Raw genomic sequence first — 14,863 nt, 5'->3', positions numbered from 1 at the left:
TTTGACAGTTATTGATGATTTAAACGATATCCCCCTCAAATGATTATTTTGATCAATTATATAGGTAAAAAAATGGACAATAAATCGAACAAAAGTGAAGTGGCAGGCACGGATACTTTAGATAAACAAAATCAAAGCGCAAAAACACAACAGTTAGATGCCTTCCGTAGTGATGCCACTGATCAAGCACTGACAACCAATCAAGGCGTAAAAATTGCCGATAATCAAAACAGCTTAAGGGCTGGGGTGCGAGGTTCAACCTTATTAGAAGACTTCATACTCCGGGAAAAAATCACGCATTTTGATCACGAACGTATACCAGAGCGAATTGTGCATGCGCGTGGTGTAGGTGCGCACGGTTATTTTCAAGCTTATGCAGGAAATGAAAAATATACCAAAGCCAGTTTTTTGACTGATCCCGAGATTCAAACGCCAATTTTTGTACGCTTTTCGACAGTTCAAGGACCACGTGGTTCAGCAGATACCGTACGTGATATTCGTGGTTTTGCCATCAAGTTTTATACTCAGGAAGGGAATTACGACCTGGTCGGTAATAATGCACCGGTCTTTTTTATCCAGGATGGGATTAAATTCCCCGACTTTGTCCATGCAGTAAAACCAGAACCGCACACAGAAGTACCTACGGGTGGTTCTGCCCATGATACATTCTGGGATTTCGTTTCATTGGTTCCCGAATCGGCTCATGCGGTGATGTGGGCAATGTCTGATCGGGCGATTCCTCGCAATCTACGTTCAATTCAGGGTTTTGGTGTGCATACATTCCGGTTGATTAATGCCGAAGGTAAAGCCATATTTGTGAAATATCATTGGACACCAAAACAAGGTTTGAGCCAGTTGGTGTGGGATGAGGCACAAAAATTGGCAGGGAAGGATCCAGACTTTCATCGACGGGATTTATATGAAGCAATTGAAAATGGCTTCTATCCTGAATGGGAACTGGGCATCCAAATTGTACAAGAACAAGATGAAATGAATTTTAATTTTGACTTGCTTGATCCAACCAAAATTATTCCTGAAGAACTGGTTCCTGTTACCCCCATAGGAAAATTTGTATTGAATCGCAATGTTGATAATTTTTTTGCTGAAATTGAACAAGTCGCATTTTGTCCTGGGCATATTGTACCGGGAATTGATTTTAGCAATGATCCACTTTTGCAAGCCCGCTTATTTTCCTATACCGATACGCAATTGAGCCGTCTGGGTGGACCTAATTTCCACCAACTGCCGATTAATAAGCCCGTTTGCCCATTTCATAATAACCAGCGAGATGCGATGCATCAAACCACGATTCATAAAGGTCAGGCATCGTATCAACCGAATTCGATTGACAATAACTGGCCGGTAGAAACAGCACCTACTGCAGAAAATGGTGGTTTTGAAAGCTATCAAGAACGCATTGATGGCAAGAAAATTCGTGCACGCAGTGAGTCTTTTTCTGATCATTTTTCTCATGCACGTCTGTACTATAGAAGCTTGGCGCCTCACGAACAAAAGCATGTGGTCGATGCCTATACTTTTGAGTTAAGTAAAGTGCAACGCAAACATATCCGAGAAAGGGAAGTGCAAGAAGTACTGGCAAATATTGATTTGGATTTAGCTCAACAAGTGGGTAAAAACCTGGGAATTGAAGTTCCTGAGTCAGCACAAAATATGAAGTCCTCCACAGTAGAAAAATCAGCAAAATTTACCATGCAGGCTTTTATTTCTGAAGATATAAAAGCCAGAAAAATTGCTGTACTGGTTCATGACAAGGTGAACCAAGAGAATATTGAAGCCATTCAGCAGTGGGCTAAAACTGAAAATGCAGTTGCTCATATACTTACGCCTACACCAGCAGCCGTTTTAAATAGCAAACAAGCCAAACTGGATTCCAATGGTATGCAGAAAGCAGAACCATCTATCGCTTATGATGCAGTGATTGTTGTAGATGGTGATAACTATGAAGCCGTGAAGCAAGATGGTGTCACCAAACATTATATTCTTGAAGCTTATAAGCATTTAAAACCGATTGTATTTTTAGGTGATAAGCAAAAACTGCTTGATACTCTGCAACTCGTTACTGATGAGGGGACTTTGAGTACGGACAGTTTTTCTACAGTACAGGATAAATTTAAGGATTTAATTCGTCATCATCGTATTTGGGAAAGGGAAAAAAATGCGGAAGAAATTCCTGCTTAAATGCTTATAAAAGCATCTGTTTATTATTAAGCGCATGTAGAACGAATTATCACTGAATGGGGCAACAGCAAAGCTTCCCCATCCAGTGATACATCATCATTTATGAGAAAACTTAGTCTTCTAGGTGACAAATATAGTCTAAGACGTCATCTGTCATAATCTTGAAACGACTATTTTTGGGGACATAAAATGATTGTCCCGCATAATAAATCTCACCCTCTAGGTCATTTGCTATTTGAACATGACACTTACCTGAAATGATTTCTATACGTTCAGCTACAGATGTTTCAAAGGTTAAAGGTCGTTCTGTAGGTAAAATGACGCCTAGTGTTTTTTTTATTCCATTTTTGAACTGGATCGTACGGCTAATAGATAAACCATCAAAATAAATATTTGGTTTTTTTACTACAGAAACAAAATCGAATTGAGTTGACATTAAGATGCTCCTGAAAGGTATTTTTATAATAATTGAGCCCTTACAGAATATATAATGAGAATAAAAACATGTACCTAAGATATATATTTTTTTTGTTTAATTGTGTAAATTTAACACAGTGGTTTTTTGCACAAAAATTATAACTTTGACACAGACAAGCATTTAAAGCCTCCAAGAACCAATCCATAAAATCCAATGTATAGGTTGGCTTGTAGAGTCTAAATTATTGAACACTCAGCATGCCTAGTAGTCACTTGAATGCTCGTGTAGCGAATGAATTTTCAAGTTTATTACTTCAGTCCAAAAATAATATTTTTGACCATCAACTCATTTGAGATGACGGAACCTTTCATAAAAGTGAGCTCTATTTTAAGTACTCAGATTAAATAATCCATGATTTTAAGATCTTATCTATAGCTTATAGGCAGGTGGTTTTTGTAGTCATTAAGGCAGTTACAAAACATTTTTCAAATACTCAAAAAAGCAATTTATTGACAATTTTTTTGTGTATAATTTCGCCAAATTTAGCCTCTGTATAGTTATTGGTTTTCCTATAAGTCTACAGGGGTTTTTCTATGGAAATTATTTTGGAATGGGATGCCAAAACTTTCTTACCGTGGTGGCTCACACATGTTTTCTTCCAAAACAGCACATCTAGACCATGCAAAACAACATCATGCTCAGCGTCTATCCACACTGCTGTGTTTTTTCAGTTTAGGATTGAGTACTGCGGCTTGGGCTCCGCTTATTCCTTATGCGCAGCAACGACTTCATCTTAATCATGCTGACTTCGGTATGTTGTTACTGAGTATAGGATTAGGTTCCATGATTGCTATGCCGGCAACAGGGCTATTGATTCAAAAAGTTGGCTGTCGTGCGGTTATATCTGTAGCACTTTTACTCTTATTACTGGTTTTACCTACATTTGCTTTGAGCAGTAGTGTCTTGATCATGTCAGTCGCTTTGTTCTTGTTTGGTACAGCTGCCGGTAGCTTAGGGGTTGCGATTAATTTACAAGCAGTCATTGTAGAAAAAAATAGTGCTAAAAACATGATGTCTCAGTTTCATGGTATGTGCAGTTTAGGTGGTTTGGCGGGAGTAATGACGGTTACGGCATTGCTTGCGATAGGCGTATCACCACTGTTGAGTGCTTTGGCTATTTGTATTTTACTGGTGATTATCAGTTTAATTGCTGTTCCGAATAGTTTGTCTGAGATTGAAAATGATAAAAAAATCAATTCTGCTGAAATACAGAATAAGCCTGGAAAATTACCCAGCCCACTGATTCTACTGATTGGTCTGGTCTGTTTTATTGCTTTTCTCTCAGAAGGTTCAGCCATGGACTGGAGTGGTATTTATTTAGTGAGTGAGTATGACTTAAAGCCGGCATTTGCTGGGCTTGCTTATACATTCTTTGCGATCGCAATGACCGCGGGTCGTTTTGCTGGTCATTACTTGCAAAAAATACTGGGTGAAAAAAATATCATTGTATATGGTGCAATTTGCGCATCGCTGGGTCTTTTCACTGTAGTCATGGCGCCACATTGGATGGTTGTGCTGTTCGGTTATTCATTACTGGGTTTAGGTTGTTCTAATATTGTCCCGGTAATGTTTTCACGTGTAGGTCGTCAAAATGTCATGCCCAAAGCAGCAGCCTTATCGTGCGTTTCGACTATGGCTTATAGCGGATCTTTATTAGGGCCTGCTTTGGTGGGAATGACTAGTGAAATGATGGGACTCACCCTTGTGTTTGGGATGATTGCCGCTTTATTAATGCTGATTGCCTTTTTAAATCATTTTACTCAGGTCAAAATCTCTTAATTTTTAATCCCTCATTTAAATAAATATACAGCCGGTCTATCAAATGATATATCGGCTTTTTTATCGCTCAATATAGAGATGATCTCATGCATATCTTTAATAACTCACAATTCGGTTATAGGATTTTCGGAGGGGAGATTTAAAAATAGGTAATACTTGCGCTCTTCTAAGATCCTTTAAAAAAGCATTACGCCAGTCATTAATATCAAAACTTTTTAGACCCTGCATTAATTGTTTATACCGCTCTAAACGCTCTGATTTTGACATGCTTAAAGCTGTCTTTAATGCCTTAATCATATCGCCACGATTTTCAGGATCGACAATAATGGCTTCTGACATTTGCTCCGCGGCCCCAGCATATTTAGAAAGAATCAAAACACCGGGATTATCAGGATTTTGTGCTGCAACAAACTCCTTTGCAACCAGATTCATTCCATCACGTAATGAATTGACCCAACAGATATCGGACTGAAGATAAATTTTCATCAAGTCATCATGCGCTACAGTCTCATGGCTACAATTGATAGGCTGCCAATTATCCTGTGAAAACTCGTGATTAATAAAATCAACTTTTGAATCTATAAGCGCATATAAATTTTTATATGCCGGGATCTCCATGCGGCATGGACAGGCGATTTGTAAATCGGTGATGTGTTTATGATATTCAGGGTTATTTTTCAGAAACTCTTCAAAAGCATTAAAACGCTCAATCAAACCTTTGGAATAATCAATACGATCGACGCTAATAATTGTTTTTTGATCAATTAAATCCTCAAATTCAAAGATAGGGTGAGGATTCTCTTTTTTTTGTTGAGCGACTTTTTGTATAAGTTCTGGATTAATACCAATTGGATAACATTGAATAGTGATCTGGTGGTTATTATAGTTCAGCACATTGGAATGAATGACTTGGGATGGCAAAAAATGATGACATACATCCATACATTGCTTTTGGTCTAGTTCAGTCTGTAATCCGATTACATCATACTGACAAAGATCTTGAATGAGGGAGTGGGCGGTTGGAAGTAGATTCCAGATATTTAAATCAGCAAAGGGAATATGTAAAAAAAATCCGATTCTATTTTGCATACCCAATTCACGACAATAATGCGCCACACTTAAAAAATGATAATCATGAACCCAAATGATATCATCCGGATGAGCGATTTGAGCAAGTTGATGAGCAAATAAACGATTCACTTGTTGGTAGATTTTAAATTCTTCTGGTTGATATTCTATTAAGTCTGCACGGTTATGCATCGCTGGCCAAAGGGTACTATTTGCAAAGCCGCAATAATAGCCGCTATATTGCGCTTCAGTGAGCGGGCAGGTAATGTATTCAACACCTTCATATTCAGTCGGGCTAAAATTTGGATCATGGTGATTTTCAATTTTTTCTCCATTCCAGCCTAACCAAATTCCTCCGATATCGTTCAATGCATCTTGTAGAGCTACAGCTAAGCCGCCAGCAGTGGACTTGTCGGGATTGGGTAAACTTACACGATTCGATAATACGATTAATTTAGACATGCTTTTTCTCCATTTGATACTTGAGACTGTCTTGAAAAATGTGTTTTTAAGAATTGTGAAAATAAATCCAGAAAATGAGCCACATCTGCAACATTTTTAAGGCGATAGTGCGCTTGGGTTTGTTCTTCTCCAACTTTTATACTGACACCGTGATAGTGATTGATGATTTTAAAACCGGATTCATCCGTTTTGTCATCCCCAATAAAAATGGGTAAAACATGGGTGAAATTAAAATGATCTAAAATCTTTTGAATAGCCCGTCCTTTATCAGCCTCCGCAGGTAATAATTCAAAGACATATTTACCTTCATTAATTTTAAATTTGGGGTGCATGCATTGGACATCATTTGCAATTTTTTTTGCAATTTCCTCCAGTTCAGGATATTGACGATAGTGAATAGCCACTGAATAATCTTTATTTTCAATTAACAGTTGAGGATAGGCAAAGCATGCCTTTTGAACATTGTGTTGGAGCAAAGAAATATCAATTTCATCAACGCATGTATTTAATTTCGTTTCCTGATCCATTTTTATTTCTAAACCATGCATCCCCGCAATGGGTGGCTGAAGAGGAAAAAATAGCCGAGATGCTACTTTTATAGAACGCCCAGTCATAGCAATAACAGTAATGTCTAAATCTATAAGTTGCTGCAATGTTTGCAAGGTAGTTTTAGGAATAAAACTTTGTGAAGGATCTATATGGAATTCGGAAAGTGTCCCATCTATATCAAGAAATAAACAGTATTGTTTTTCTTTAGAAAAATGATGAGAAATAAGTTGTAATACGTTTGAAGAATAAGATTCATTATTTACAAATTGGGTGGTAGCATGACGCATATTTGATATCTACTACTTATTCTGGTTATTAACTAATAGCATTAAAAATTTAAAGATCACCTCAATTTATTATTAAACCCACACAATTTAAATAAAGTTTACATATTTTCTTGTTATTTTAACTCTGTTTATTTTTTGTTTTTATTTACATGTGCTTACCATTTTCATCAATGTGATTTATGGTTTTTTATATTAAAAAAATCAGAAAAAACAACCTTAATGAGTGCTAAATTAAAGTAAATCCCATTATTTTAATGAATGGTTTTTATCATCTAAAAAATATAAAAATGTTTCTATTAGGCAACAAAAACAGCCAACCTTTTGAACTTGAAATCTTTAACTCCGATCTAATGTCCCCATATAAATATATGAGACCCAAACATAACAATACCCAATTGGGGGTACTGCTTGATTGCTATGGCGGGAGGTCAACGAGATGTTTCACTTTTTCCGTAAATTATTCTGCATGCACACTTATGAATATTTCGAAGAAGTTGAATGTCGTAAGTGTGGCAAAACCAAACCTGATTAATTGCAGGTATGATATGCCAAGTGGTGTGATTTTAGTTGTGATGTCATTACAGGGGAATGACATTCGGCGTTTGATCCGGGTAATTCAGATTCAAGCTATGGGTTGTGGAAGTGCAGTTTCAAAATAAAACTGCTTGATATCCTGTAAAAACCTTGTGGTATTTTCCAGTACGTTCAGACATTAAATTGCATGATGGGGGATTACAGCTCTCATCATGCAATACATTTTTTCTTGGATTGGATTCACCAAACAAACAAGAACCTAAAATATCGATTCACTTTCCGGTCTTAAGTTGCCGGAACAGTATAAATTGATTGTCCTGCAAGAATTATGCGCTTTTTTCTGGTTTTATCTTTGCAACTTATTATTGTTCATTTTTATTTTATTAACTTGCCTTTGACCAGGTTTCAAATTCATTTTGAATTTCATCTATCATAAAACGCTGACAGTCGTAATTCCAAAAGCTGATTACAGTCTCAGAGATCTTATAACCTTTTGGCGTTTTCTTATAGTGTGTATCGAAGCGCTCGAGTAGATCTTTTGGTACTTCACTTGACTTAAGAAGGTTGCGTGCAATCATTGCACGATACAGCCAAGCATCCCATGCTGCCTGATCTTCTTTCAGAAGGAACTGCTGTGTCTCAGTGTTATAGCCAATATTTAAAACATGAGGTTGTAATTTGAGGAAGCGAATGAACATTTGACGTTCAGCCTCCTTTTCTTCTGCAGTTAGTTCCCCAAGCGGAATAGGTACTATAGACTTGCGACCTGAAAAAATTGGCGTGATCTCGACAGGTTCAGCGAAAGATTCTTTTAGAATTGAGCCTAAGTGAACAAAGATGTTGACCAAATCCAATTCGCTTATTGTTGTTGGTTTACGGACTAACTTGTCCACTGTTTCTAATAGGTTGCGTTTTGCTTGGATGTCGTTCATATCATACCCTTTGAAAAAAACATATTTTTAGAATTTATGAAAAATAAGTTGGAAAACAAGGTTCCCCAACTTTAAAAAATCCTGCCTTTAAAGGAACATTTCCTCAAAGTACAAGGGAAGCGGTAAATAGATTTCGCCTGATTTTGTCTCGCCTAAATACAGCACGAAGATTTGAAACGTACGTTCATCAGATACACTTTGAATATGCACAAGCTGCTCGGCGGCCTCGGAAAGATCAGACATGCAAGTGGCGTATCGAGGTGAATCATAGAAGTGGGCATTGGCATGGGTTTGACCAGATTCATTTAGCTCTTTCGAAATATTAGCGAATGCAAATTTGTCCTCATGCCAAAAGCCAATCACAAAACCTTGAAACTTTGCTTTTTTAAAAATTTTTTGAGTCTCGTTATCGATATTCATCAAATCCAAAACAGCTTGTTCATAATTTGTTTTTTTGAAAATGACCTTTCCTGCATGGTATGAAACAGGGTCATACTCATTGTTGATCTGTGTAGATTTCTTTAAGGTGTCAAGTCTTATATTCTTGTTTTCACCCACCATAAAAGTAATTTTATTTAGGTCGTCTACTTTCGAGGTTTCATTTGAGAAACCGTTTAAATGGGACTCTTCTGCGCTTAGATGTTCGGTTACTTGAAAGATTTTATTGAAATCGTTAATTTTCACTATTTTACCTTCTGTTTTATAGTTGCTTTGTTATCGTTTAATGCATTTTCACATTCCTCAAAATTCACGTCATATAGATAGGCCGCTTCAATCACTTCACCCGCTTTGTTGAGGCGATAAAATAGGGGAGCTGAACCGTCACCATGAGCAGTGTGAGAATTGGCACCAAAATCAAATACACCACCTTCTTTCATTGATTTTTTGACACTTCGATCATGATTACCACCTGATGATAAAGTGCATAAGTTGAAGTAAGAGCTAAGGTCTTGGTTATTGCGATCTCCGTTGTAACGTTCATACCAAAGCTCATCGAAAAATCCTGCTTGTCCCGAATCAACACCTACGTCAAAGTTAGTGTTGAAATGCCATTTCCCATTTTCAATCGGATTAAAGCTGGGTACGGATTCATGCTTGATGCGTAAAAAGTGGGTACGGAGCGGTTTACCTGCAGAATAAGTGTCTTGCAGGTCAGTGATTTTTCTTTCGAGGTTGGCAATAAAGTCGCGTCGTTCTTCCGCTTCAATTTTATTTGCCTTTTCTCTGATCTGATCTTCGGTCAGGTGTTGGCTGTGCTGGTCAAGCATTAACGCACGGAACTTGGAAGGACGAGTGCTGATCGAATGTCTTGCGTGGGCAAAAGTGGAATTGATTTCAAACAGCAACCAACTTTGTTTTTCCCAATAATTGTATTCTTCTGACACATAGCACTTCGAATACCATTCCACCGCATCGTCTGCTAATTCTTTATAGATACGTTGTTTTTCAACGTCCGGTTCTTCTTTGATCAATTGAAAGATTCTTTCAACGCTTTGCAACTTACCATCCCAATTGGCTTGATCACGCGCTTTACTGACAAGTTTTTCAAAAGAGAACAAGTGATCTTTGTACTTCTCTCCAAACTTTGCGTGATAGTGCAGCAGGTATTTAAATTGGTCGATTTTTTCCAACATACTGCGTTCATCGTAGGGATCGCGAAAAAAACCGATCTGGGCTTGGTACTTGCCATTGGCTGCCGGCATTGAACCTTTGCACCAAACATCATTGGCATAACAAGGGTCAGTGAAGCGAATTGCTCCTGATACAACACTGAACTCACCTAAATCACGGACGTGGCGTGTACGTGAATTCTGTTTAATTTGGATAGGCATATTATTGATTCCTGGTAATAACTTATATTGCTTTTGTAGTATTCAGCCTGATGTGCAACAACTCCAAAATTGTTCACCACCTCCAATGCCTCTTTGGGCTAAATTATTTCTGAATTCCATTTTTTCAGTCTGAGCAATACGCTTTTTGATTATTGGTTTGGTGTAACAACTCGTTTTGTGCTGTAGCTTACGCTTCAATTGTTAGCGTTTTATTTCAAAGATGATTTTTTTCGTAAGCATTTAATTTTATGCTTTATACGTTGCGTGTGATTAGTCGACTAGTCCTACCAAGAGTGGCATCCCTACATTTCACCTTATATTAAGCAAGTTGTGCTTGTTGGAAAGCGTTGATCTTACGAGTGGAATTGCCGCCATACAGATTTAACGATTTACTGTGGTGTTTATTTTTGGCTTAAGAAAAGTAGGAGACATTACCTAGCAGCATATCAGCAAGATGCTTCAATTTCGGTATTTATACCATTCATTAATGTCTTGGACATTTTCTCTAAAACCGACTCTATAAAAAAAACTTGGTACGAAAATTGCCTAATAATCATAATGATGCACTTTTATATCCATGCTGCTTTTATTGCTTTATTTTGGATCAGAAGGTGGAATAAAGGGATACTAAAATGGAGCAAAAATGAAAATTTATACTCAACGATTAGAACAACTTAAACACAACGAGCTGTTTGAAACCATTGAATTAACTTTTGATGTGCGTCAAAAGAGTCGTTTTCGTGCAACCTTGCAAAATGGGGTTGATATTGGTGCGGATTTGCCTCGCAACGGCATTTTACGTAGTGGCTCTTATATTGCAACAGCACAGGGCGATGTGTTGCAAGTCAATGCACAAGCTGAAAAACTCATGCAAGTCACAGCACAAACTGAATTTGATCTGTTAAAAGCCGCCTACCACTTGGGCAATCGCCATGTGCCTTTAATGTTAACGCCTACGGCACTTTATTTTGAACCCGATCATGTTTTGGCTGAAATGGTCACAGGCTTAGGACTGTGCGTGATAGAAACTGTACATCCTTTTGAGCCTGAAAGTGGTGCCTATGCCCAGCATCAACATGATCATCGTCTAAGTCCAATTAAAGCTTTACAGCATGTCCATCACTAATGCGGCGCAGCTGCTCAGTTTACTGACGCTGTCTTCTACGGCGTTGCCGATCGGAGCATATTGCTACTCGCAAGGAGTAGAAACTGCGATTGATCGCGGCATGATTCATGATGAGGCATCTAGCATTGCTTATTTTGAAGAAGTGCTTGAGATGTTGCTGGTTCGTTTCGAGTTGCCTTTACTTAAGCGCTTAATGCAGTGCTTTGATGATGAAACGCAATTTGAGTATTGGGCAAATCTCTATCGTTCTAGTCGTGAAAGCAAAGAGCTGCTCGCAGAATCCACTCAATTGGCTTTTTCTTTAAATGCCTGGATCCGCGATGTTTTAAAACAACCGGTCAGGGTTAAAAAACAACTGGGTTTTATGCCGGTGTATGGGCATTTGTGTGGCACTTTAGCCTTAAATTCAGCTGATGTACTCACTGCTTATACCTTCACTGTATTAGAAAACCAAGTGTTGGCAGCGGTCAAAACAGTACCCTTAGGTCAAATGAGCGGGCAACGGATTTTATGGCATTTACATGGTCTTATTCCTGACGCAATTCAGCGCGCTCTGAATTTAGAAGATGCCGAAATCAGTAGCGCTTTACCACGCTATGCCATGCTCAGCATGCAGCATGAAAACCAATATTCAAGATTATTCAGATCGTAAATATATAAAATTTAAAAAGATAATGAGGAAATTTAAAATGTCAGAACGTAGCCCATTACGTGTTGGAATTGGTGGTCCAGTCGGTTCGGGTAAAACCGCATTAACCTTAAATTTATGTCAGGCCTTGCGTGAAAAATACAATATGGCTGTGGTCACCAATGACATTTACACCAAAGAAGACTCCAACTTTTTGACCCGCAATGAAGCGATGTCGCCCGATCGCATTGTGGGGGTGGAAACTGGCGGTTGTCCACATACCGCAATTCGTGAAGATGCCTCGATTAACCTGGCAGCGATCGATGACCTATGTGAAAAGTTCGATGGTCTAGAACTAATCATTATTGAAAGTGGCGGTGACAATTTGGCGGCAACCTTTAGTCCCGAATTGTCTGATTTAACCCTGTATGTGATTGATGTCGGTGGCGGCGAAAAAATCCCACGTAAAGGTGGTCCCGGGATCACCAAATCCGACTTACTGATCATCAATAAAACTGACTTGGCGCCAATGGTGGGTGCCAACCTGGATGTAATGGATCAAGATGCTAAACGCATGCGTGGCGAAAAACCGTTCTTATTTTCCAATATGAAAACCAAGGATGGACTGGAATCCATCATTTCCTTTATTGAAAAACAAGGCTTATTTAAGGCTTAAGCAGGAGTGTGATGTCAATGTTAAAAAGATTTTTTGCTGTTGTCGTGGGAAGCTTACCGATGATCGCCATGGCACATCCTGGTCATGCACATGAAAGCAGTTTTTGGAATGGATTTAGCCATCCTTTTACCGGCTTGGATCATTTAACCATGGCGATTGCTTTCGGTGTCTTGCTCTGGACAGCCACACAACGCTGGAAAGTCGCAGGCTTTTTCGGTTTAGCGGTAGCCATGATTGCAGGCTTTATTTTAGGACAGCAGCAGGTATTACCCAATGTTTTTGCAGAATACGGCATTATTTTATCTTTAGCGGTTTTGGCGACAGCGTTATTGATGAAATCCAATCGTATTTTTGCTGTCGCGACCATGCTACTCGCAAGTTTCCATGGCGTAGCACATGGCAATGAACTGGGACAATCAGGACACATGCTGCAACTCATGTTGGGTATGGTTTCTGCGATGTCGATCATTTATCTGATGGGTTTAGGCTTGGGTGCATTGACTGAGAAATACCTGCCGCATGGTCGAAAAATTATAGCCGCACTGGCTGCAATCCTTGCTGTTATCGGTCTGGCTTAATGCGTTTTAAGCAGTATTGATCATGAATATGTTGAACTTACCCCTCTCAAAAACTGCTGATGCACAGAACTCATCGCAGCTTTGGTACGCCTGCCTCGAGCTAGGCTTTCGTTATCAAGCTGCGCAGCAACGCACGACCTTGGCGCATCGAAAACATAGCGGACCTGTACGGGTGCAAAAAATGCTTTGGCCGGAAAAGAGCGGGATTTGTCATGCCATTATTGTCCATCCTCCTGCGGGTATTGCAGGGGGTGACCATCTGACTTTTGATATGCAGGTGGATGCTGATGCACATGCCTTGGTGACTACACCCGGTGCCGGGAAATGGTACAAAACCAATGGTAAATCGGCCTTTCAACATATTCAGATTCGTTTAAAAGACAATGCTATTTTCGAATGGCTGCCGCAAGAAACCATGCTATTCAACGGAGCGCACGCGCATTCAGAAACCACCATTCAGTTAGATCGAACATCGAGCTTTATTGGCTGGGATATGTTGATGATTGGTCGCCAAGCCTGTGCAGAACAGTTTAGTGAGGGTCAATACCGTAATCATTTTAAGCTGCTGCGTGAAAATAAATTGTTGGTGGCGGACAGTTTAAATTTTGTCGGTAATGACCGTTGGTTAAGCTCATGTTTGGGCATGAATGGTCAGGCCGTGATGGGTAGTTTATGGGCCGTTGCACCGGAAAAATATCGCGCTACGCTGTACTTAGATGAATACGTTGCCGTGATTCGTGAGCTGATCACCCGGATGAAAATCAATGTCACTTTGACGGTGTTGGGTGATGTCATTTGCGCACGTTTTTTAGGGGATGATGTACGGCAATGTCACGATGCTTTTGCCGCAATCCGAGCACGGTTACGACGATACTGGTTTGAGTTAGAAGAAGAATTTCCAAGAATTTGGCGGACTTAGTTTAATTTTTATTAACCCTCATCCCAACCTTCTCCCAAAGGGAGAAGGAGTATTTTTAACATCAAAGTTATGAGCGTTCTCCCTCCCTTTGGGAGGGAGAACGCCAAATATCGAATCTTGCACACATTTTGCTTAGACATAAATACATGAATTAGGAACCGTTTATGGAACTCAATCCAACAGAAAAAGACAAAATGTTGATTTTTACTGCCGGCTTGGTGGCTGAACGTCGTAAAGCTCGCGGCTTAAAACTGAATTATCCGGAAGCGATTGCTTTTATTTCCGCGGCATTACTTGAAGGTGCGCGTGACGGTATGAGCGTCAGTGAATTGATGCATTACGGCACGACTTTACTTAGCCGCAATGATGTCATGGATGGCATTGCTGAAATGATTGCTGAAGTGCAAGTTGAAGCGACTTTTCCGGACGGTTCTAAACTGGTCACGGTACATCAGCCGATTCTTTAATAATAAGGACAAGATTATGATTCCAGGCGAAGTCATTACTCCAGATAGCGATATCGAGCTGAATGTCGGTCGTGAAACTTTAAAAATGTCTGTAGCGAATACGGGCGATCGACCGATTCAAATCGGCTCACATTTTCATTTCTTTGAAGCCAATGATGCACTGCAATTTGACCGTGAGGCTACGCGTGGTTACCGCTTAAATATTGCTGCCGGTACCGCTGTGCGTTTTGAACCAGGGCAAAGTCGCTCGATTGAATTGATTGCTTTAGTCGGATTGCGTGAAGTTTACGGATTTGCTGGTCGTGTCATGGGCAAACTTGACTAAATTAAACCCTATTAAAAATTTAAA

16 protein-coding genes are annotated in these 14,863 nt (G+C 39.3%); 10 read left to right on the top strand and 6 right to left on the bottom strand.

All coding sequences use genetic code 11. The features are described 5' to 3' along the window. Positions 1-39 precede the first annotated feature (39 nt). The gene (gene katE / locus E0409_RS02065) at positions 40-2,199 is read left to right on the top strand and encodes a catalase HPII (protein ID WP_502699778.1); all 2,160 of its coding nucleotides are present in this window, start codon (positions 40-42) and stop codon (positions 2,197-2,199) included. A gap of 112 nt (positions 2,200-2,311) precedes the next feature. Here the strand turns inward: katE and E0409_RS02060 are convergent, their stop codons facing one another. Next, positions 2,312-2,635, bottom strand: a complete 324-nt coding sequence (locus tag E0409_RS02060; protein WP_131287102.1) for a pyrimidine/purine nucleoside phosphorylase — start codon at positions 2,633-2,635, stop codon at positions 2,312-2,314. Positions 2,636-3,265: 630 nt separating this feature from the next. Here E0409_RS02060 and E0409_RS02055 point away from each other — a divergent pair. Next, the gene (locus E0409_RS02055; protein WP_131287324.1) at positions 3,266-4,456 is read left to right on the top strand and encodes an MFS transporter; all 1,191 of its coding nucleotides are present in this window, start codon (positions 3,266-3,268) and stop codon (positions 4,454-4,456) included. A gap of 96 nt (positions 4,457-4,552) precedes the next feature. On the opposite strand, the gene E0409_RS02050 is transcribed toward E0409_RS02055, so the two are convergent. Continuing rightward, complete coding sequence (locus E0409_RS02050) at positions 4,553-5,986, bottom strand: alpha,alpha-trehalose-phosphate synthase (UDP-forming) (RefSeq protein ID WP_131287100.1); 1,434 nt, start codon at positions 5,984-5,986, stop codon at positions 4,553-4,555. Further along, complete coding sequence (gene otsB, locus E0409_RS02045; protein ID WP_131287098.1) at positions 5,974-6,822, bottom strand: trehalose-phosphatase; 849 nt, start codon at positions 6,820-6,822, stop codon at positions 5,974-5,976. Before otsB ends, E0409_RS02050 begins: the two co-directional genes overlap by 13 nt. Positions 6,823-7,298: 476 nt before the next feature. Here otsB and E0409_RS16445 point away from each other — a divergent pair, with 476 nt between their 5' ends. Continuing rightward, positions 7,299-7,481 carry a hypothetical protein gene (locus E0409_RS16445; protein WP_165541287.1) on the top strand — a complete coding sequence of 61 codons (183 nt, stop codon included), beginning with the start codon at positions 7,299-7,301 and terminating at the stop codon, positions 7,479-7,481. A gap of 258 nt (positions 7,482-7,739) precedes the next feature. Here E0409_RS16445 and E0409_RS02040 read toward each other — a convergent pair whose 3' ends face one another. The 3 genes from E0409_RS02040 to E0409_RS02030 form a co-directional block, all read right to left on the bottom strand. Further along, complete coding sequence (locus E0409_RS02040; protein ID WP_131287096.1) at positions 7,740-8,288, bottom strand: hypothetical protein; 549 nt, start codon at positions 8,286-8,288, stop codon at positions 7,740-7,742. 87 nt (positions 8,289-8,375) lie between these two features. Beyond that, entirely contained in the window at positions 8,376-8,972 is a 597-nt protein-coding gene (locus E0409_RS02035; RefSeq protein WP_131287094.1) for a hypothetical protein, read from the bottom strand. After that, the gene (locus E0409_RS02030; RefSeq protein WP_131287092.1) at positions 8,972-10,120 is read right to left on the bottom strand and encodes a hypothetical protein; all 1,149 of its coding nucleotides are present in this window, start codon (positions 10,118-10,120) and stop codon (positions 8,972-8,974) included. The genes E0409_RS02035 and E0409_RS02030 overlap by 1 nt, the downstream gene beginning before the upstream one ends. 643 nt (positions 10,121-10,763) lie before the next feature. On the opposite strand from E0409_RS02030, the gene ureE reads away from it, so the two are divergent. The 7 genes from ureE (at position 10,764) to E0409_RS01995 (ending at position 14,839) form a co-directional block, all read left to right on the top strand. Continuing rightward, the gene (gene ureE / locus E0409_RS02025) at positions 10,764-11,246 is read left to right on the top strand and encodes an urease accessory protein UreE (RefSeq protein WP_131287090.1); all 483 of its coding nucleotides are present in this window, start codon (positions 10,764-10,766) and stop codon (positions 11,244-11,246) included. After that, complete coding sequence (locus E0409_RS02020) at positions 11,233-11,898, top strand: urease accessory protein UreF (RefSeq protein WP_131287088.1); 666 nt, start codon at positions 11,233-11,235, stop codon at positions 11,896-11,898. Before ureE ends, E0409_RS02020 begins: the two co-directional genes overlap by 14 nt. Positions 11,899-11,935: 37 nt before the next feature. After that, the gene (gene ureG, locus E0409_RS02015) at positions 11,936-12,550 is read left to right on the top strand and encodes an urease accessory protein UreG (RefSeq protein WP_131287086.1); all 615 of its coding nucleotides are present in this window, start codon (positions 11,936-11,938) and stop codon (positions 12,548-12,550) included. Between the two features lie 11 nt (positions 12,551-12,561). Then, a complete protein-coding gene (locus E0409_RS02010; RefSeq protein WP_131287084.1) occupies positions 12,562-13,128 on the top strand; it encodes a HupE/UreJ family protein in 567 nt (188 codons plus the stop codon). 28 nt (positions 13,129-13,156) lie between these two features. Further along, positions 13,157-14,047: an urease accessory protein UreD gene (locus E0409_RS02005; RefSeq protein ID WP_131287322.1), complete on the top strand. Its 891-nt coding sequence runs from the start codon at positions 13,157-13,159 to the stop codon at positions 14,045-14,047. A gap of 164 nt (positions 14,048-14,211) precedes the next feature. After that, positions 14,212-14,514: an urease subunit gamma gene (ureA, locus tag E0409_RS02000; protein ID WP_131287082.1), complete on the top strand. Its 303-nt coding sequence runs from the start codon at positions 14,212-14,214 to the stop codon at positions 14,512-14,514. A 16-nt stretch (positions 14,515-14,530) separates the two neighbouring features. Further along, entirely contained in the window at positions 14,531-14,839 is a 309-nt protein-coding gene (locus E0409_RS01995; protein ID WP_131287080.1) for an urease subunit beta, read from the top strand. Positions 14,840-14,863: the final 24 nt, after the last annotated feature.

The organism is Acinetobacter sp. ANC 4862 (genome assembly GCF_004336635.1).
In the GTDB taxonomy this organism is placed as follows: Bacteria; Pseudomonadota; Gammaproteobacteria; order Pseudomonadales; family Moraxellaceae; genus Acinetobacter.
This window is presented reverse-complemented; position numbering and strand designations above follow the sequence as displayed.